Raw genomic sequence first — 19,362 nt, forward strand, 5'->3', positions numbered from 1 at the left:
TTCGTTTAGCGGACGACGCTGCCTTCGACCTGTTCGATTTTCAGAACGTGCATTGTGCGGCTGAAACGATCCGGATTCTTTTTGAATTCTTCGCGTGATTCCAGGTCCACGAACAGGTACAGGTTGTGATCATAGTAGGCCCCGTATTTGGTATCGCCGGGAATGGCGCGGTCCTGCTTATTCAGGATCACAGGATCGCAGCCCAGCAACTGGGGAGCATAACGTCCGGGATCGATCTTGAAGATTTCAAGTTCTGTTTTGGTCGAGAGCAGATAGGTGATTCCCTGGTAAGGCCAGCTGAACTCTTCTTTCCCCTTCTTCCATTTACGGTCCCGGGTCAAGGCGATCGGGCTGTACCCTTCCAGACCGATTCTGGCGGGCTCGCTTGCGACGTACGTTTTTTCTGTTGTTTCTTCCTGTACTTCGGTTTCAACGGCTTCCGCTTCAGCGGCGTCTTTTTCCTGCTGCAGACGTACCATCAGTTCCTGTTTGCTTTTTTGGGCAAGATAGACTCTGCGGTCATTTTCATAACGCGATGCTCCACGCCCCAGAAAACTTAAATAGGTATTTTGCTGCTGCATGCCATCGGTACGCGTAATGATGGTTCCTGTGGGGGTCAGCAGAATATCGCTGGGCAGCGATCGGACGTTAAAACGATCAACCAGTTGTGGATATTGATCACTGTCGATCTTGACGCCGATGATGCGTTTGCCAAGCACTCTTTTTATTGTTTGCGTACTTAAGACGGTCCGTTCCATCTGATGGCAGGGGCCACACCAGGAAGCATGGAAATGCAGGAGCAGCGGCATGTCTTTATCCTGCGCGAGTTTTTGCGCAGCCTGAAAATCATGCAGCCATTCACCAGCAAACGAAGAGCTGATCGATATCGTAAGCAGAGTGAACGCAACTGTTACGATTGATACAAATTGATATTTCACGTTTCTGTTGGTGAATCGCATGAATAGTTTCCCCGCAAATCTTCTTCGATATATGAACGAGCTCGCGTTCAATAAAAAAGCGACATCAGAGAATCTAATTCTCTGATATCTTCGTTGTTATCGGTTGGCTGAGGGGAGGTTGTTTTGAAGTATTGCACTCGATTGGAAACGTGCAGACAGGAAATGAAAAAAAGGCAGGGTCGTAACGGATTCACCCGGAAGGCAAAATGCAAACTTAAACCAGCTTAACTAACCGGACCAGGAAAACTCAGCGATGCGTGTCTTGTGTTTGAAGTGTCGTGTCTGGAAGGAACGAGAGAAAGTTTTCCAGCAGTTGCAGGCCACATTTGGTGAGGATCGATTCCGGGTGAAACTGTACACCGAATAAAGGGGCACTCTGATGTTCAATTGCCATTGGTATGCCCTCCTCTGTACGAGCTGTAATCTGCAGTTCGGCTGGCAGGGTGGCTTCATCGATGATCAGCGAGTGATATCGGGTAGCGGGAAACGGATCAGGCAGACTGGATAACAGGCGTGAATTTTGATGATAGATCAGAGAGGTCTGGCCGTGCACGGGTTGTGGGGCGCGAATGATTTTCCCCCCCAGGCTGGCGGCAATCGCCTGATGGCCCAGACAGACGCCGAGGATGGGGATCTGTCCGGTGAAGTGGCGGATCAGTTCCTGGCTGAGACCGGCCTCTTCCGGAGTACAGGGACCCGGTGAGATCACCAGAGCAGACGGCTTCAGTTCGGCCGCCTGCGCAAGAGTGATCAGATCATTTCGGACGACGTGCGTTTGCTGACCCAGCTCTGCAAAATAGCGGGCCAGGTTAAACACGAAGCTGTCGTAGTTATCAATAATCAGGATCATCAAATTTATTCTGAAGCAGCTGTTTCATTGAGAAGTGCGGCAATCATTCCCGCCGCCTTGTGCAGGGTTTCTTCGTATTCCAGTCGGGGCTGACTCTGGGCAACGATGCCGCCTCCGACCGGGAATTGAATCCAGCCTTTACGGACGGTGAACGTTCGAATCAGAATGTTGCTGTCAAATTCTCCGTTCAGACCAGCGTAAAACAGGCAGCCGCAATACGGGCCGCGCACAGTCGGTTCGAGTTCCGCGATGATTTCCATCGATCGGACCTTGGGGGCACCGGTTATCGAACCGCCGGGAAACGACGCTGCGAGTAGATCCCAGACTGTCTGATCAGGCTTGAGCTCACCACGGACTTCTGATACCAGATGCTGCACCGTTTCATACGTTTCGACGGAACAGAGTTGGGGCACGCGGATGCTGCCGGGCAGACAGACACGCGACAGATCGTTGCGGAGCAGATCCACGATCATCACATTTTCGGCCTGATCTTTTTCACTTTCCCGCAATTCATCACGCGTGAGCAGATCAGCCTCGGGTACATACTTTCGGCGTCGGGTCCCTTTGATGGGACGCGTTTCGACTTCATTGTCAGAGACGTTCAGAAAACGCTCGGGCGAGGCACTGAGGACTGCCCAGTCATCCCAGCCGAAGTAGCCGGCAAACGGAGCGGGGTTTTTGGAGCGTAAATTCAGATAGAGTTCCACGGGGTGCGTGGTTGTCTGGCTGAGGAGGCGATGAGAAAAATTCGCCTGAAAAATATCACCCGCGTAAATGTATTCAATAATATCTGCTACACGGTTCTGAAACTCTGCTTTACTGAAATTGCTGAAAATATGGGGATACTCTTCCAGCGGAAAGGCAGAGGAAAGTGCTTCCAGAGTAAGCGGATCTTCCGTGCTTAACTGTGGCAACTGCTCGATGCGGTTGCTCCGATCAAAGAGAACGGTATCGATGCGTGCTTTGACAGACTGGCAGCGTTGGGCAGCCCGTTCGTAACTTTGTGAATTCAGACTCTCATCAAAGCCCTGGACGATCAGCCAGGCGCGATGTTGATGATGATCCCAGGCGATGGCCCAGTCGTAAAAGCCGACGGCAAAATCGGGGAGCTGGAATTCATCCTCTGGTGCGCGGGGAAAATCTTCCCAGCAGCGCCCCAGCTCATAAGAGAGCAATCCGGCAAACCCGCCCTGAAACGGAGGGAGTCCCGGAACCGATTCGACCCGCTGGCGTGCCTGGACTTCGCGCATGAGCTGAAAGGGATCGGTTCCCAATTCGGCGGTCTGAATCTGTGTCCGCGTGAGTGGCTGGCACATTAAGTATGAATAGCGTCCCTGCGAAGAGGACTGCCGGGCACTGTCCAGAACCAGCAGGCTGTCTTCTCCGGCAAACTCAAGCAGCAGTTGTTCCAGGTCCGGACAGGGGATCAGTTCTTCCACAAGCGGGAGCTGTTCCGCGATGGGGCTCCCCTGCTCTTGAGTCAGATCCTGAGATAATTTTCCAGACATGATACATCTATATAATTTAAAAAAACGTGCTGCGAGCAACCGTCATTTCGAAGTCATTGTGACCACAGTATAACAGGACCCGGATCGAGAAGGAATCATCAGCGAGGTCCACATTGGGGGTCTTCGCCCTGCTCGCGACGGCGGTCGAGCGCGCTGATTTCGGCTTGCGTCAAAAACCCCCAGTTTAAGGGCTGATCCTGCTGGTACTGTTTACCCAAGGTGAGAGCCGTCATCGCTTTACACATTTCGTAGCCCAGATAAAAGGCATGCGATGCGTCCAGATCTTTCGGGTTGGCTGACTGGAACTGATCAAAGAGTTCGAAGGGATCGGTCCCTTTCCAGTAGCCATCCCGGTTCATGACATGCAAGGCATTTTCTTCTGCGAAAATACGATAGTTGGGATCCCGGATCTGAGCCGCCAGATTTTCCAAAGCTTCTGAACCGAGTTCTTTGAGTTTCGGGTCACGTAACATGACCAGTTGATAATCGACGTGTTTCGGCAGCGTCTGGTTATCGATGGCATATTTCACCAGGCGCCGGGCGTGATTGAATTCGCCGATGGCACTCCGCGCCCAGTTAATGACTTCGGTTGCCAGCACACTCTGGATTTTCAGTTCCTGGCAGAGCGCAGCCAGCAGCACGTTCATGCCGGCGGTATCGACTTCCGTCAGTTCGGTCAGATTGCCGATCCCCATCATGATTTCTATATCCGGAAATTCCCTGCGGGCCCGGTAATAGCGTTCCAGCGATGCAGCAAAGCCGTAGCCGATTGGTTCGAGAATGGGATCAATGCGAAAAGGGGTCCTCTGTTTCGTGAGTTCTTCCACGATGGCGTGCAGAGACTCAAAATCGCTGGGGACATCCGGGATGGCAACAACTTCCACGCCCAGTCTGGAAACCCAGTCGAGATTCGTGTGGTTACAGCTCAGTATCAGTTCCGCACCATTGGCGACAGCTGCTTCCACTTCGGAGCGCTCGAAACTGTCGATCGAAATGCGATGACCTGTCTCGACGAGCATTTTTACGATCTCACCCGTACGGGCCCAGCTTTCTCCGGGAACACAGCCGACGTCGATCAGGTCTGCACCATTTTTGCGATAGTGGTCTGCCTGACGCAGAATTTCCTCGTCTGTCAGAAACGGGGCATGATTGATTTCTGCCAGAATTTCGATGTCATATCGGGAGAGATCTTTAGGCGGACGATTGGCCTGTCCGAAAAATTCAGGGAGGTCGAAATGATCTTTCGGACCCCGTTTGAAGGGGATTCCGAAATGATCGGTCAGCGTCTGCAGGTCCCCTTTGCAGAGCCCGGGCAGCATGACCCAGTCGATGTCTGCGGGAACGGTGAGCCTGCGCAGGATCAAGGGGACATGCATCAGGGCGGCGACCTGGACATTCAAGACGACGACTTCAAACTCAAAACCGACCTGGGGCGCCAGTTTGTCTAACACGCCTCGTAATGAAAATTCAGCCAGCCTGCCGGTTACGAACAGGATGCGTTCCTGTTTCATCGTTGATCTTTCTTCAAAGCTGCATCCTGTTCTCTCTGGTCAATCAAACTCGATGGATTTGATTTCAATCAGTGGACCCATTTTTTCGGAAATCCGTCCAGTGCGGAATCGTCTTCCGGCTGCCAGAGTACGGTTTCTTCAATTTTTCTGGCGAGGCTGATGTCTTTCCCGGTGATGGCGTGCACTTTGTGGGTCTGAAGTTTCACTGTGACCGCTGCATAGCCAACGCTCAGATCCGGATGATGATTGCCGGCTTCTGCCAGGTAACCGATCGTATTAACCAGCATCAGTGTATGCGACCAGCCGGGCGTGCCATATTTTCTGCGAATCCAGCCATCGCGGAGTTCCCAGTGGGAGTAAGTGTTCAGGAATTCCTGGATTTCGTCTTCGGTGAGAGCTTGATCTTCAGTCATGATTCCCCCTTCTTTGCTAATCCTGTCGGATGACGATTCGGTCAAACCAGTTGGTGATTCGGCCGATATGATTAATATCCTGTTTTCGAAGGCCAATGCAGCAACCGGGCTTTCTTCAATCGGGCAAGCTCAGTCATTACATGCAGTTATCCCGGAAAACAGGACTGCTTGGTGTCTACTGTACTGCATTTCGGTTGTGAATTAAATGGGGCTCAAGTCCGGATTTACACAACAATGTTAAGAATACGGGTGAAACAAAATCGAACTAAACCTAAGCTTCACAAGGTTTAAGTGCAAAAAACAGACTACACTTTGCGTCTCTGGCAGAGTAGAATAGAGACAGAGGAGATTGTCGGCTCGAATCAGACTTTCTCCTTCCCTCCCAATATTTTCCCACCACGGTTTAACTGAGAAAGAGTTGAAAATGAAGCGGCTTTGGATTCTGTTTCATCCATCATCAAAACCCGGCCTGTCATCAGGCATCTGCTGGTTGACCGTTTTTGTTTTTTCTGCGTTGTCAGCACCCGGCTTGAGTGTTGCTGCCAATAAAATTCCAGCCGAGCAGATTGAGTTTTTCGAAAAAGAAATTCGTCCGGTTCTGGTGAAACGCTGTCATGCCTGTCATGGATCGAAAAAGCAGGAAGCGAGTCTGCGTCTCGACTCTCACGCGTGGATGATGAAAGGGAGTGATACCGGCGCAGCAGTTGTGCCGGGAGACCCTCTGAAGAGCCGCATCATTCAGGTCATCCAGTATCACGACGATGACAGCCAGATGCCTCCTGAGAAAAAAATGCCGGACAATGAAATCGCAGCGTTGACGCGCTGGGTGAAGATGGGAACGCCCTGGCCTTTTTCTGAGAAGGATGCCAAACTGGCTCCGACCAATGGTGCTTATGATTATGAAACGCTGGCGGAAAGCCACTGGTCCTTTCAGCCTGTGACAAAACCACAACTGCCTGAAGTGAAAGATTCGCAGCGGGTCTCCTCACCGGTCGATCATTTCGTGATTCAACGTCTGGAAGAGAAAGGCCTCAATCTGTCGCCTGCCGTTGATCGTCGCAAACTGATTCGTCGTGCCACCGTCGATCTGATCGGCCTGCCTCCCACTTATGAGGAAGTCGAAGCATTCGTGAACGATCAATCGCCGAATGCTTACGAGAAGCTGATTGATCGTCTGCTGGCTTCTCCGCATTATGGCGAACGCTGGGGACGGCACTGGCTGGATGTAGCCCGCTATGCGGACACTAAGGGTTATGTGTTTACTTCGGAACGCCGCTACCCGTATTCCTACACTTATCGCGATTATGTGATTCGTGCATTCAATGAAGATTTACCGTTTGACCGGTTCATTCTGGAGCAGCTGGCAGCTGATCAACTGGATCGCAAGGGGGATGACCGTTCGCTGGCTGCTTTGGGCTTTCTGACCGTCGGTCGTCGCTATCGGGGTAATATTCATGATATTACTGACGACCGGATTGACCTTGTTTCGCGCGGTCTGCTCGGACTGACGGCGTCGTGTGCCCGCTGCCACGATCACAAATTTGATCCCGTTCCCACCAAAGACTATTACGGGCTGTATAGCGTGTTCATCAGCAGTTATGAACCGGAAGAGAAAGATCTGCCTTTAATTGGGAAACCGAAGTCAGAGAAAGCGTACAAGGCTTATCAGACGGAACGGGCAAAACGGCAGAAAAACGTCGATGACTACATTCATGGCGAAGCGGATAAGCTGAGAGCAAACGCCCGTCTGACCGTAGGTGATGTGCTGCAGGCAGTCGCTGAAAAACAGAAACTGGCTCCAGGCGACCTGAAGCCTCAGTACGAAAGTAAGGAAGCCCCTCATCGACGTTATGTTGACCTCTGGCGTTCTTATCTGGCACGGAATGCGAAATCACAGCATGCCGTTCTGTCACCCTGGAATCAGTTCGTCGCGTTGAAAGTGAAGCCAGAAGAATTTCCCGCGCGTGCTGCGGAAATCGTTCAGAAGCTGTCGCAGCAGGAAGCGGAAACACAGGCCGACAAACGGGTAAACCGTCTGGTCGTGCATGCGTTGAAAAATAATCCGCCGGAGAACATCTACGATGTCTGCCGTGCTTATGGAACTGCTTTCAAGGAAGTCGAACAGGCCTGGCTGAAGGAACTCGCAGCAGCAGACAAAGCCAAGAAACCTCTGCCCGAAAAACTGGAAGATCCTGCTGCAGAAGAATTGCGGAAGATCCTGTATGACGCCGATTGCCCTGCTGCCTGTAACGATGGTGAGGCAGCGTCGATGTTTAACCGGTCACAAAGGAATAAAATCCGCGCGCTGGAAAAACAGCTGGAGACTCTGGATGTGACATCACCGGGTGCCCCGCCACGGGCAATGGTGATGTTAGACAAAGATAAACCGGTCACAAGTCATGTTCACTTGAGAGGAAATCCAGGGCGTCGCGGTGATCAGGCACCAAGACAGTTCTTCCGGATTCTGGCTGGTGAAGATCGCAAACCGTTTGAAAAAGGGAGCGGTCGTCTGGAACTGGCGCAAGCGATCGCATCAAAAGAGAATCCATTGACCGCGCGCGTCTTTGTGAACCGGGTCTGGATGCATCATTTCGGCGAAGGGCTCGTGAATACTCCCAGTGATTTCGGTGTTCGCAGCGAGACCCCTTCTCATCCCGAACTGCTGGACTACCTGGCATCCCGTTTCATGGAAGAAGGCTGGTCGGTGAAATCTCTGCATAAGATGATCATGCTGTCAGCGACCTACCAGCAGGGCTCACAGGAAAGCAAAGAGGCGCAGCTGATTGATTCCGATAACCGTCTGCTCTGGAAACGGTCACCGGCTCGACTCGATTTTGAATCGATGCGTGATTCCCTGTTGTCCGTTTCAGGACAACTGAGTGAGGAATCTGAAGGCAGAGGCTTCCTGATTGATCAGATGCCGACCGAACCCAAGCGGACTGTCTACAGTTTTGTGGACCGCAACAATCTTCCCAACGTTTTCCGGACGTTCGACTTTGCGAATGTCGAATCTAGTACCGCTCAGCGGCCTTATACGACAGTGCCTCAGCAGGCTCTGTTTGCCATGAACAGTCCGCTGTTAATTGAACAGTCACGGTTACTGGTCAAAGATCTGGATCTGGAAAAAGTTGCGAAAGAGCAAAGCGTTGATGCTGCGATCACGAAGCTCTATCAGCGGGTTTTATTAAGAAAGCCTGCCGCGGAAGAGCTGGAACTGGGCACTCAGTTCCTCGCACATCACCACGACCAGATTGAAACTCCAATACGCATGACCGGCTGGGAGAAGTACGCTCAGGTGCTGTGCACTTCCAACGAGTTCATGTTTGTTGATTAATCATACAGCTGCAAAATTTTAATATTACAGGAGCCTGTCATTATGGCTGATCAAATCCCTCATTTTAATTGTGATCCGATTCTGACCCGGCGGCAGATGCTGCAGCGTTGCGGGACCGGCCTGGGTTCTCTCGGACTGGCTTCCCTGATGGCATCCGAAGGCATGCTGAATCAGGCTCAAGGGGCCTCTGCTGGCAGTCCGACTTCGCCGATGGCACCGAAGAGAGCCCATTTTCCGGGTAAAGCCAAACATGTGATTCATATCTTCCTGAACGGCGGGGCTTCACAGGTTGATACCTTTGATCCCAAGCCTGCATTGGCGAAATATGCCGGCAAAAAATTACCGATGGAAAACCTGCGGACGGAGCGCAAAACCGGTGCTTCCCTCCCCTCGCCTTTCAAATTCAAAAAGTATGGTGAAAGTGGTCTGGAAGTCAGCGAGCTGTTTTCCCATCTGGGGGAATGCGTGGATGACATTGCCTTCGTGCGATCCATGTATACCAACGTGCCTAACCATGAACCTTCATTAATGATGATGAACTGTGGCGACCTGATTCAGCCCCGCCCGAGTATGGGGGCCTGGGTGACTTATGGTCTGGGGACAGAGAACCAGAACCTGCCCGGCTTTGTTGTAATGTGTCCCGGCGGATATCCGATTACCGAATCGGCCAACTGGCGCTCTGCCTTTTTGCCCGGAGCTTACCAGGGAACTCATATTGATACGAAACATACTGATATCGAAAAGTTGATTTCGAATATCAAAAATAAAGAGCTGGCTTTGCCCGAACAGCGTCGTCAGCTGGATCTGTTGCAGGCGTTGAATCGTCGTCATCAGGCGGTGCGGTCTCAGGAATCCGCGCTGGAATCGCGGATTCAGTCGTTTGAACTCGCTTACCGCATGCAGATGCAGGCTTCGGATGTGTTTGATGTGAATAACGAACCGAAACACATTCACGAAATGTATGGCACGGGGGTACATGCCCGCCAGATGATGATTGCCCGCCGACTGGTGGAGCGCGGCGTGCGTTACGTGCAACTCTGGCACGGTGCCGGTCAGCCCTGGGATAACCACGACGAAATCGAAAAGAATCATCGTCGTTTAGCCGGAGACTGTTCGCAGGCGATTGCTGCTCTGCTGAAGGATCTGAAGCAACGCGGGCTGCTGCAGGACACGATTGTGATGTGTGGCGGCGAATTTGGACGGACCCCTGTTGTGGAACTGCCAACCCCCGGCGCGAATGCCGGTAAAATGAATGGTCGCGATCATAATAACCATGGTTTTACCGTCTGGCTGGCTGGTGGTGGTGTCAAAGGAGGACAGGCTTATGGTGCCACGGATGAATTCGGTTTTGCAGCGGTGGAAAATAAGGTTCACGTGCATGATCTGCATGCGACCGTGCTCAAACTGCTGGGTTTCGATCACGAACAGTTGACCTACCGTTTCTCGGGTCGGGACTTTAGGTTGACAGACGTTCATGGCAAGGTGGTTGAAGATCTGATTGCCTGATGCCAACTCTGTTCAGGATTATGCGTGCTACAACCGATTTGTTGAGCGTGAACAAATAAATCCCCTGCTTTACACGGTTTATGTTGTATAGGTCCTTGACCTTATCAGGAAAATAGGGAAGGATTGTTCATGCCGTTCAGAATGGGGGATTGGGGTGGCATCCCTCATATGCAGTTCTGAGCCGGAAGCATCTATTGGGGGAAATGTGTGGCCGGAGATAATGAGCGTATCAAGCGGACTCTGGATTTACTCGGAGTCGGCCTCTATCCAGTTATTGAAGAGGAAATGAAGGCTGTCTACAAGGATGACTGGATCGACCGGGCCAAAGAAAGCTTTCGTAACTCTCCCCTGACCTCTCAACCGGAGGGGGACGCCATTCGCTGGGATGCCCACTCGACTCTGCTGATTCTGTGGGATCACTGGAACAGTGTTTTCCGCAACCGTCTGTCACCTCTGGAACGAAGTTTTGTAGGCGAGTTGAGAGAATACCGAAATCGCTGGGCACATCAGAGTCAGATCAGTACGGATGATACGCTGCGGATTCTGGATACGGCTGCCCGATTGTTGCAGGCGACGGGAGCCATTGAGGAGGCCCGGCAACTGCAGCGCGAGCGGGATCAGCTCTTGCATCAGATTATGCAATACCAGGAGCAGATCATCATTGATTCCGACGACAATCGACGGGAACGGATGCGTGATGCCTTCATCTTTCTGGTTTGTGGATTAGCCATCGATCTGGGGATCTTCTTTTCTTACGGGACCGGTGGCCTGGCGATTCTGTTTGCGGTCTTCGTCGCAGCGGTCTTTGCGTTCCTGGCCTATCAGCGGTGGGTGACCCCCGACCGCCCTGCGTATGGCGCTCACGAGTGTACGAATTGCGGCAAGATCATTTATGGTGAAAACTGTCCGTACTGCAATGACACTCCACAATCGACTCAGTCTGCCTGAGAGATTCGATCACTGATTCTGTGATCAAGGCTTGTGATCTCAGTACGTGCTTTCAGTCGACATATTCGTCTGCGGGATCGAATTTGGGGAAGACAATATTGATGATCTTCATGGATCCGAGTGCACGGTGCCGCACTCCGGGGGGGATCACAATAGCCATTCCCGCGTGGACGGGAATAATTTCGTCATCCAGCTGCATCTGGGCATCACTGCCACATTCGAGAAAGTAATACGTTTCTGTCAGTTTTTTGTGATAATGCAGTTCTGCGTCTTCTGAAATTTCAGTGACATGCAGTGTACCGGGAAATTCAGAGACGTCCGCAAAAGCCCGCCGCGCGGTACCGCAGGGACAGGCTGTTCCCTGGATCTCTGCGAAGTCGGCAAGATGGTATTTTTTTTGAGTCGATTCTGTCATTACAAATTCCCGATTGAGCTGATTGTTTCTCTGTCTGAATTATTTTTTTATCGCAGCTATCCTGATTATAGCGGGTTGTCAGAGAATACAAAACGTTCAGCCTGTTTTATTGATTTCCTGCAGCAGGACCCGCAGGAACGGTTCGACATCCGTGACCAGCCCGACCGTCTGAAAGGTGCCTCGATCGGCCAGTTTTGTGACGGTGGCGGGGTTAATGTCGACACAGACTACTTTCACGCTGGCAGGCAGGAGATTGCCGACCGCAATGGAATGCAGTGTGGTCGCGATCATCAGGCAGAACGAGACGCCCTGCACCAGTTCGCGCATCTTGTGTTGTGCCTCAATGGTATCCGTGATGACATCCGGCAGCGGGCCATCATCGCGGATACTGCCGGCCAGCAGAAAGGGGACCTGATTCTTTACACACTCATACATGATTCCGGAATTCAATACCTTCTGATCAACGGCATTTTGAATGCTTCCCAGTCGACGGATGCGGTTGATGGAACGCAGGTGATGTTCGTGCCCTTCCTCACTGGAGCCGCCATGTTCCATGGAAATGCCCAGGCTCGTGCCGTAGAATGATTCCTCAATATCATGCGTCGCGAGTGCATTGCCGGCGAACAGCAGATTCACATAACCTTCCCGAATGAGCTGGCTGAAGTGATCTCTGCTTCCGGTATGCACGACAGCAGGGCCCGCGACCACCAGAATTTTCCCGTTTCCATTGCGTGCCCGTTTCATTTCCGAGGCAATTTCTCTGACCGTCACCCCTTTGGGTTTTTCGCTGGAAACCGTACTGTTCATAAAGGAGAAACCGGAGACTTCCGGAGCGCTTCGTTCTGTTGGAATCACTCGCGTTCCCCGATTTCCGATCACCACAAGTTCCCCTTTTTTGACATCAGCCATCGGCAGACAGTGGGCCGATTTTCTATCCGGGCTGACGACGACCCCGCAATCCATTTCCTGTAATTCAACGGGAATCCATTCTTCCGCGATGCGGATTTCGGTTTTCTGATTTGTGCTGCAGTAAAATCCTTCAGGAAAGGCCCCGTTCATGTCAGCTGGTTCCAGAATACAGTCATGCTGCTGAATGGGAACGGCGCCATGCTGGGCGATTTGAGTCAGGATTTTCTGGAGTGTTGCTTCATCCGGTGCAGAAACTTGAATCTGTGCCCGACTGCTGTCTGTCCGCAGATGACCGATGGAAATATCATCAATGGCAAAGTCGCCGCCCAGTACTGTGATCTCATCCAGAATCTTGGGCAGCAGCAGGCTGTCGATTATGTGCCCCTGTATTTCGATCTCTTCACTGAATCGGGCAGCTTCGTCGGGGTGTTCTTCAGATGATTGGGTAGATCGATTGTCCATATGTGCTCATCCCTGCCAGTTGGTTCAATATTAAATTCGAAATGAAGCGATGCGATTTTTCCGGAAATCGTTGATCACTCTCTATTATTTTACGTTTTTCAGATTAAAAACACACACTCTAATTTTGTTTTGGGTCAGCACTATCAAATTATTAACTGACTTTTTACTATTTTGCAGACTGATCGAATTATAAATCCCGAAAATCAAACAGGAGCAGGAGCTTACCCTTTATGTATCTGGCTGTGGAGCCGCTCGAATTTTTGCGAATTTTTATTGGACTGGATGCTCCGGCATCGATCCTCTTCTGCAGCCTGCTTATCCTGCTGGGGATGCTCTGTATTACTAAGGGAGGGGATCTGTTTACCGACAGCTCTGTCGAGATCGCCAGGCTGACACGCATTCCCCCCGTGATTATCGGGGCAACGATCGTCAGTATGTCGACCACGTTTCCGGAGTTGATGGTGTCGGTTACGGGAACTCTGGCAGGCAAAGGTGATCTGGCGGTGGGGAACGCGCTGGGATCCTGTTTGTGTAATATCGGTCTGATCATTGGTTCCTGTGCCTTACTGAAAGGTTATCTCTCCCGGAAACGAAAGACCGAGAGCGGGATTCCGGTTTCGCGGCTCACCATTGTAGGGCCAGGTTTTTTCATGCTGTTCTCCGGAATACTGGTCTGGGTCTTCAGCCTGTTTTCAACCGGTGGAGCCGTCACGCAGTCTGGTGCGCCGGCTGAATTTGCGATTGCCCGCTGGCAGGCGGTGTGTCTGCTGTGTGTGCTGGCAGCGTATATTCTGTTTTCGCTGAGAGTGGCGATGGCTTCGCGTCACGATTTTGGAGAGGAACTTGAATTACCGCCTCTCATTGAAAACCAGGTCAAATACTGTCTGAAACTGGCGCTGATGTTTTTTATTGGTGCCTGTCTGGTGGTACTGGGAAGTCGCCTGCTGGTCACGAATGCCGTGCAGGTGGCGCGGTATTTTGAAGTTTCAGAATTGTTGATTGGTCTGACGATTCTGGCAGTGGGGACGTCCCTGCCCGAATATACCATTTCTGTCTTATCGATCATCAAAGGACACGGTGCACTGGGAACCGGGAACATCATCGGGGCCAACGTACTGAATATCAATATGGTCATCGCCATTTGTGCCCTGATCCATCCCCTGCCCATTCAACGTCAAACCGTGATTCTGGACGGGCCTGTTGTCATCCTGCTGATTGTCGCCATGCTGGGCCTCGCCTGGAAGAAAAAGGTGATTTCGACTTCCAGTGGTGCGATATTACTCGCAATTTATATCGGGTACCTGCTGGTTGCGACTTTCGGGTTTGCCAGCAGCTAGTGTCTTAGCAGTCCTGGAATGGCTCGTTGGCCGAAATGGTCCGCACGCTTGCTGGCGTGCTTGCCTGACATTGACCACCGGTCAACGCCGGATTGCTGGAACACCAGTCTTTGGGCTTCTGTCGAGTATAGGCTTGATTCACGGACCAAAATAAGAATATGATGTCAGGACTCGAATTGTATTTTTAGGGAGTTCACTGCAGGCCGATCTGGTCATTTTTTGAGCTTTCTGGATGTTCCCGTTAATCACTTATTCCCAGATTCAGTAATGTTCCCGATATGGTCAGAATTGGAATTATAGGGCTAGGCCCATACTGGGAACAGCGCTATGAGCCTGCTTTGCGAATGATGGATCAGCGTATCCAGATCAAAGCAGTCTACGATCCGGTTCGCAGTCGTGCAGAACAGGTCGCGGCGCAGTGGGATGCGGCCGTGGTTTCGGGGATCGGCAGCCTGGCGACACGTTATCCGGTAGATGCCTTTTTGCTGCTGCATTCTGACTGGATGAATCATTATCCGTTAACCATTCTCAGCCAGCAGCACCGCCCTGTTTATATTGCGGGCAGTCTGGGGGAAGACCTGGAACTGCTGGAGATGATTCACGCCCGGGCGACAGAACAGCTGGTGACTCTGATGCCCGAGTTCAGCCGACGTTACTGTCAGGCGACGAGCCGCCTGTTTGAACTGGTTGTCACACAACTCGGGAATCCGGTTGCGATTCAACTGGAAACCTGCTGCCCTGCCGCTGATCAGCAGGTCGAAGTTCCCGGCCAGAAAAATGAGACCGATTTTCTGGTCGGTCTCATGGACTGGTGTTGTTACGTAATGCGTACCAGGCCGGTTCAAGTGGAAACCACTCTGCAGTCAGATTCGAGTGATCGATCGGAAGATTATCGACAGATTAAAATCGAATTTCTGCCCGATCCGGTAACGGGAGTGGAACGCGTTGCCTTGATCAAAATCAAGACGCAACAGCGGGAGACGGAGCCGCTGTTCCCCCGACATCAGATTCAATGTCGCAAGGGGCAGGCTGAATTTCATTCCCCGGATGAAATTCACTGGGAGAATGCATCACAGACTATCACGGAGTCGTTGAAAAGTGATCGACGGGAACTGGAAGTGATGTTAGATCATTTCTGCCGCAGGGCTGTTGGCGGGATTATCCCGGTAGCCAACATCAAAGACGTCTGTCAGGCAATTCAACTGGTCAGACTTTCGCGAGCCAGTCTGGATGCAGGTAAACCGCTGACTTTTACCGCGGCGAAATAGAATCGCTGTGAGAGAAACTCACTGGACTGATCCGATTTATTTTTTCGGTCGTTTTGCGTGAGGATGCGCTTTTTCGTAGGTTTCCAGCAGACGTTTCGTACTGACGTGAGTATAAATCTGCGTTGTCGTCAGGCTCTTATGTCCCAGCAGTTCCTGTACGCTGCGTAAGTCTGCTCCGCCATCCAGCAGATGTGTGGCAAAAGTGTGTCTTAACGTGTGCGGGCTGGTTTTCTTATCCAGTCCGGTCTGCAGGAGGTACTTTTCCAGCATGCGTCCGACACTGCGTGAAGTGAGCCTGGTTTTCAGCCGATTGAGAAATAAGGCATCCGAATCGGGATGACCGGCCGGTTTGGCTTCGCGTTCTTCCAGCCAGTGCGCCAGCGCTTTGGCCGCGAAACTACCAATGGGGGCAATGCGTTCCTTGCGACCTTTACCGAGGACGCGAATGATGTTGGCATCCCGGTCCCAGTCACTCAGGTTCAACGCCACCAGTTCAGAAACACGCAGTCCGGCAGAATAAAGTGTTTCCAGAATTGCTCTGTCGCGCAGACCCATTTTCTGGTTGGCCGGAGGTGCTTCGAGCAAAGTGCCGATCTGATCGGTGGTTAAAAAATGCGGTAATTTTCTACCGGTCCGAGGCGTACGGAGCGGTTTAGCGGGATTGGTTTTTGAGTACCCTTCCCGACAGCAGTAACGGAAAAAACTGCGCAGGCAGGCCAGACGTCTGGCGATCGTGGTTTTTTCGTACTGGCATTCATGCAGATACGCGACGTACCGTCTGAGTTCACTGATCCCGATCTGATCGGGAGGAAGTAGAGATCCTTCGTACTCGGACAGGTATTCCACCAGGCTTTCCAGATCTTCCGCATAAGACTTCAGAGTCAGGTCTGAAGAATTTCTTTCGATTTGCAGATATCGCAGAAAGTGGTCAATCGCATCATGAAGGTCAATCGACCTGACTGCTTGCGAAGAGATCATATAACATTCAAAATCGTCTGGTGGTGATTGTGGAGCGAAATCAGGTGAATTAACTTCACTGAGGTCGCGTCAGGCAGTTTTACGCAGGCGACCTGACTGTTCCTCAAGCTCGGCTTCCCGACGGAGTTTACGAACTTTCTGGCTCATGACTGCTGCATCATACCAGGTAAAACTCAAGTCTGTATCAGCCGCATATTGACCGAGTGTCTGCAGCATTTGTGAAGAACTGGCATCATCGTAGAGAAACACATAACGTTCTGAATCTTTAACTAACGCAACGACATTCATTTGTTGTTTCACTGTAGCAGTCCTTTGTTTATCGTCAGAGCACTGGAATCTAAGACTGGATAGGTTGGGAGCGCTCATAAAACCGCAATAATAAATATCGGCTTCTGAGCGGTGGGATTATCGATATTTTCTTACTTTGAAGATGATCTGATGCTTAGCTTGTCCGCCATGCAGTGTTAACATCTCTAGAATCATTAAATGTGATGTAAACCGTATAAAGTCCTCACTCCGGTGCAGATAGGCTTCCCAGCCACCACTGCGGCGGTCTCCACTGACTTCGAGATAATCGCGTAAGTGGGCTACCAGAGCCGCATCCGAACCATCGAAGAGACGTGTATACGACATGAAAGGCTGGTGGGGGTCATACGTTCCGACCTGAGTGGGGGGACAGTAGTCTTCGAATTGCTTCACAACCGAAGTATTGTTTTGAGGTGGGACAGAAGATGCAGAAAGTCCTGGATTTGGAGCGGCGAGAATCTGCTGCCCTGCTCCGACTGTTGGCTTTGCTTCCACTTTTGATTGTGAATCCGTCGGCAAAGGAGCGTGCAGTGGCTCATCAAGGGATTGTGATCCCTGATTGGCCTGGGCGGCTGCCTGAATGATAGCCGACTGGTTCTGAGTGTAAGGCCAGGAATCAAGCGAATCGGTAGACTGTCCTCGAATGACCGCATTCTCAGTAGCGGGAGGTTCAGAATACTCGACAGGACAACCTTCCGGGCAGTCTGTCATGCCCGCTTTACGAAGTTCTTTCTCGGCCTTACGGGTTTCTTTTTTCTCGATGTGAGCTGCGTGTCTGACTTCTTTATTCTGTCGATGCTCTTCGTGTCTGACTTCTCTGGCTGCGACGCGATCCATTTTGAACAGCTTGTTCAACATCGATTTTTCATCATGGCGCTCTTCGACAAGCAGCGGCATTCCCGGGATGAATTCCTGAGAATGAGGGGAATACCAGGAGACCTGCATGCCAATGCGAGGCGGATAGTAAGGCGAGTAATCGGTAATCGCACCGATGACGACCGCATCTACGTTCAGAATTTTTGCCAGCTTCAGCACATCATCCGGATTGTTCATCGACAGCTTGTTTTCGACCATCGCGACTTCAGAGACACCCAGAGGCAGGACCTGAAATCCTGGTACCTTCTGCAGTTCTGAATAATAGGCGAGTGCAAAGCGGCGACCGTCAACATCCGGTTCCTGGCTCAGATTAAAAAACGGAACCAGTGCCACGGTTTTGAGTCTGGGATTGGGATTGGTGACCGAGGTATGCATAATCACACACCCAGGCAGGCTGCCAAAGCAGATCAGCATTAATAATATGCGTGTCAGCACCAGAGAATTCCCATGGGATGAAGTCAGAAAGGATCGATATCAACGTTATCGGCATAACCGTTAGAGTAACTTCAATAAGAAATGTCTAAGTAGACCCCCTATTTTCACTTTTGCGGTATTTACCCTGTTTTCAGGTAGTTCGAACCTGCGAGATTCTCAAAGGGGGGCATTCTCAGAGCCTGATGTGCCTGATAAAATGCGTTGAGTTATCGATTTGCAGCCCTGTTAACCCGATGAATGAGCTCATGAAACCAGATTGTCCGCCGAAACCCGATTCCCGTCCGCCCGTTTGTTATGGCGCGCTGCAGCTGGAATCACGCTATCTGCTGTCTCCCCTGGCCGGGTATACGAATTTACCGTTTCGACGTATCGTGCGTGAACTGGGGGGAGTGGGGCTGGCGACGACCGATCTGGTAAATGCACGGGGGCTCCTGGAAGGGAGTGAGAAGACACTCCAGCTGACTCAGACCTGCCCTGAAGATTCTCCGTTTGCTGTTCAGATCTTTGGGAGTGAACCGCAAATGATGAAAGAGGCGGCGCAGTTACTCGAATCGCGGGACGTCGATTCCATTGATATCAACATGGGCTGCCCGGTGAATCGGATTGTCAAAGGGGGCGCTGGTGCCAGTATGATGTGTCGGCCCAGCGATACTGTTTCGCTGGTGCAGACGGTCGTGGAAGCAGTCAAGATCCCTGTCTCTGTGAAGATGCGACTGGGCTGGGATGACAGTGAATTGTCTGCGCCGTTTTTCGCGCGGGAATTTGAAAAAGTGGGTGTGGTTGCGGTCGCCATTCATGGCCGGACCCGGGAACAGGGCTTTCGAGGTGTGGTGAATCACGATGGCATTCGAAAGGTGGTCGAAGCGGTCGAGTCAATTCCGGTCATCGGCAACGGTGATGTGACGAATGTTGCAGAAGCGGATTTCATGCTGAAAACGACCGGATGTGCGGGCGTTTCCATTGGCCGTGGGGCTCTGGCGAATCCGTGGATCTTCAGGCAACTGGTGCAGTGGGAGCAGACCGGGGCATACGATCCCCCTGGTAATTTTGATGATCGCCTGGAACTGTTACTGCGACAGTTTCGATATCTGCTGGAAATGACGACCGAAAAGCGGGCGATTTCCATGTTCCGGAAAATGGGGCACTGGTATCTGAAGTCAATGCGCGTGAAACCCGCTTTGCGACATGAATTTCAACTGGCATCGAATCTGGATGAATTTGGTCAGGCAATTCGCAAAATTGCCGCAGAAGGACCTGCCGTCGGTTCCCGCAGTGGCGTCCTGCCGGATATGCACATTCCCGTTCCTGGCGGACCGGTGGAACGCTGGTAGACAGCTAATGCGCTGA

Annotated in this window: 16 protein-coding genes; 6 read left to right on the forward strand and 10 right to left on the reverse strand. The window is 51.6% G+C overall.

The genetic code is table 11. The annotated features are described in order from the left end of the window. Positions 1-5 precede the first annotated feature (5 nt). From ACN0YN_RS03715 to ACN0YN_RS03735, 5 genes are all read right to left on the reverse strand, one after another. Entirely contained in the window at positions 6-959 is a 954-nt protein-coding gene (locus tag ACN0YN_RS03715; RefSeq protein WP_417383643.1) for a thioredoxin family protein, read from the reverse strand. 247 nt (positions 960-1,206) lie between these two features. Next, positions 1,207-1,809, reverse strand: a complete 603-nt coding sequence (locus ACN0YN_RS03720; protein WP_417383644.1) for an anthranilate synthase component II — start codon at positions 1,807-1,809, stop codon at positions 1,207-1,209. A gap of 5 nt (positions 1,810-1,814) precedes the next feature. After that, positions 1,815-3,317, reverse strand: coding sequence for an aminodeoxychorismate synthase component I (pabB, locus tag ACN0YN_RS03725; RefSeq protein ID WP_417383645.1), 1,503 nt, complete (start codon positions 3,315-3,317; stop codon positions 1,815-1,817). A gap of 98 nt (positions 3,318-3,415) precedes the next feature. Then, positions 3,416-4,828 carry a DUF6513 domain-containing protein gene (locus tag ACN0YN_RS03730; protein WP_417383646.1) on the reverse strand — a complete coding sequence of 471 codons (1,413 nt, stop codon included), beginning with the start codon at positions 4,826-4,828 and terminating at the stop codon, positions 3,416-3,418. A 68-nt stretch (positions 4,829-4,896) separates the two neighbouring features. After that, positions 4,897-5,241: a 4a-hydroxytetrahydrobiopterin dehydratase gene (locus ACN0YN_RS03735; protein WP_417383647.1), complete on the reverse strand. Its 345-nt coding sequence runs from the start codon at positions 5,239-5,241 to the stop codon at positions 4,897-4,899. 424 nt (positions 5,242-5,665) lie between these two features. Here ACN0YN_RS03735 and ACN0YN_RS03740 point away from each other — a divergent pair, with 424 nt between their 5' ends. The 3 genes from ACN0YN_RS03740 (at position 5,666) to ACN0YN_RS03750 (ending at position 11,029) form a co-directional block, all read left to right on the forward strand. Further along, complete coding sequence (locus ACN0YN_RS03740; protein WP_417383648.1) at positions 5,666-8,575, forward strand: PSD1 and planctomycete cytochrome C domain-containing protein; 2,910 nt, start codon at positions 5,666-5,668, stop codon at positions 8,573-8,575. Positions 8,576-8,617: 42 nt separating this feature from the next. After that, a complete protein-coding gene (locus tag ACN0YN_RS03745) occupies positions 8,618-10,081 on the forward strand; it encodes a DUF1501 domain-containing protein (RefSeq protein ID WP_417383649.1) in 1,464 nt (487 codons plus the stop codon). A 207-nt stretch (positions 10,082-10,288) separates the two neighbouring features. After that, positions 10,289-11,029 carry a Swt1 family HEPN domain-containing protein gene (locus ACN0YN_RS03750; protein WP_417383650.1) on the forward strand — a complete coding sequence of 247 codons (741 nt, stop codon included), beginning with the start codon at positions 10,289-10,291 and terminating at the stop codon, positions 11,027-11,029. Between the two features lie 52 nt (positions 11,030-11,081). Here the strand turns inward: ACN0YN_RS03750 and ACN0YN_RS03755 are convergent, their stop codons facing one another. Together ACN0YN_RS03755 and ACN0YN_RS03760 are read right to left on the reverse strand one after the other, a co-directional pair. Then, positions 11,082-11,444: a cupin domain-containing protein gene (locus ACN0YN_RS03755; protein WP_417383651.1), complete on the reverse strand. Its 363-nt coding sequence runs from the start codon at positions 11,442-11,444 to the stop codon at positions 11,082-11,084. Between the two features lie 96 nt (positions 11,445-11,540). Next, positions 11,541-12,815: a TIGR00300 family protein gene (locus ACN0YN_RS03760; RefSeq protein WP_417383652.1), complete on the reverse strand. Its 1,275-nt coding sequence runs from the start codon at positions 12,813-12,815 to the stop codon at positions 11,541-11,543. 230 nt (positions 12,816-13,045) lie between these two features. On the opposite strand from ACN0YN_RS03760, the gene ACN0YN_RS03765 reads away from it, so the two are divergent. Together ACN0YN_RS03765 and ACN0YN_RS03770 are read left to right on the forward strand one after the other, a co-directional pair. Beyond that, complete coding sequence (locus tag ACN0YN_RS03765) at positions 13,046-14,152, forward strand: calcium/sodium antiporter (protein ID WP_417383653.1); 1,107 nt, start codon at positions 13,046-13,048, stop codon at positions 14,150-14,152. 278 nt (positions 14,153-14,430) lie between these two features. Then, positions 14,431-15,420: a Gfo/Idh/MocA family oxidoreductase gene (locus ACN0YN_RS03770; protein WP_417383654.1), complete on the forward strand. Its 990-nt coding sequence runs from the start codon at positions 14,431-14,433 to the stop codon at positions 15,418-15,420. Positions 15,421-15,456: 36 nt separating this feature from the next. On the opposite strand, the gene xerC is transcribed toward ACN0YN_RS03770, so the two are convergent. The 3 genes from xerC to ACN0YN_RS03785 all read right to left on the reverse strand — a co-directional run bounded on the left by xerC (position 15,457) and on the right by ACN0YN_RS03785 (position 18,015). Further along, positions 15,457-16,398, reverse strand: a complete 942-nt coding sequence (gene xerC / locus ACN0YN_RS03775) for a tyrosine recombinase XerC (RefSeq protein WP_417383655.1) — start codon at positions 16,396-16,398, stop codon at positions 15,457-15,459. Between the two features lie 69 nt (positions 16,399-16,467). After that, the gene (locus ACN0YN_RS03780; RefSeq protein WP_149302705.1) at positions 16,468-16,698 is read right to left on the reverse strand and encodes a hypothetical protein; all 231 of its coding nucleotides are present in this window, start codon (positions 16,696-16,698) and stop codon (positions 16,468-16,470) included. 105 nt (positions 16,699-16,803) lie between these two features. Then, entirely contained in the window at positions 16,804-18,015 is a 1,212-nt protein-coding gene (locus tag ACN0YN_RS03785; RefSeq protein ID WP_417383656.1) for a hypothetical protein, read from the reverse strand. Between the two features lie 245 nt (positions 18,016-18,260). Between ACN0YN_RS03785 and dusB the strand changes: the two genes are divergently transcribed. Further along, on the forward strand, positions 18,261-19,346 hold the full coding sequence (dusB, locus tag ACN0YN_RS03790; protein ID WP_417383657.1) for a tRNA dihydrouridine synthase DusB: 1,086 nt from the start codon (positions 18,261-18,263) through the stop codon (positions 19,344-19,346). Positions 19,347-19,362: the final 16 nt, after the last annotated feature.

This window comes from Gimesia sp. (assembly GCF_048260065.1).
Lineage (GTDB): Bacteria > Planctomycetota > Planctomycetia > Planctomycetales > Planctomycetaceae > Gimesia.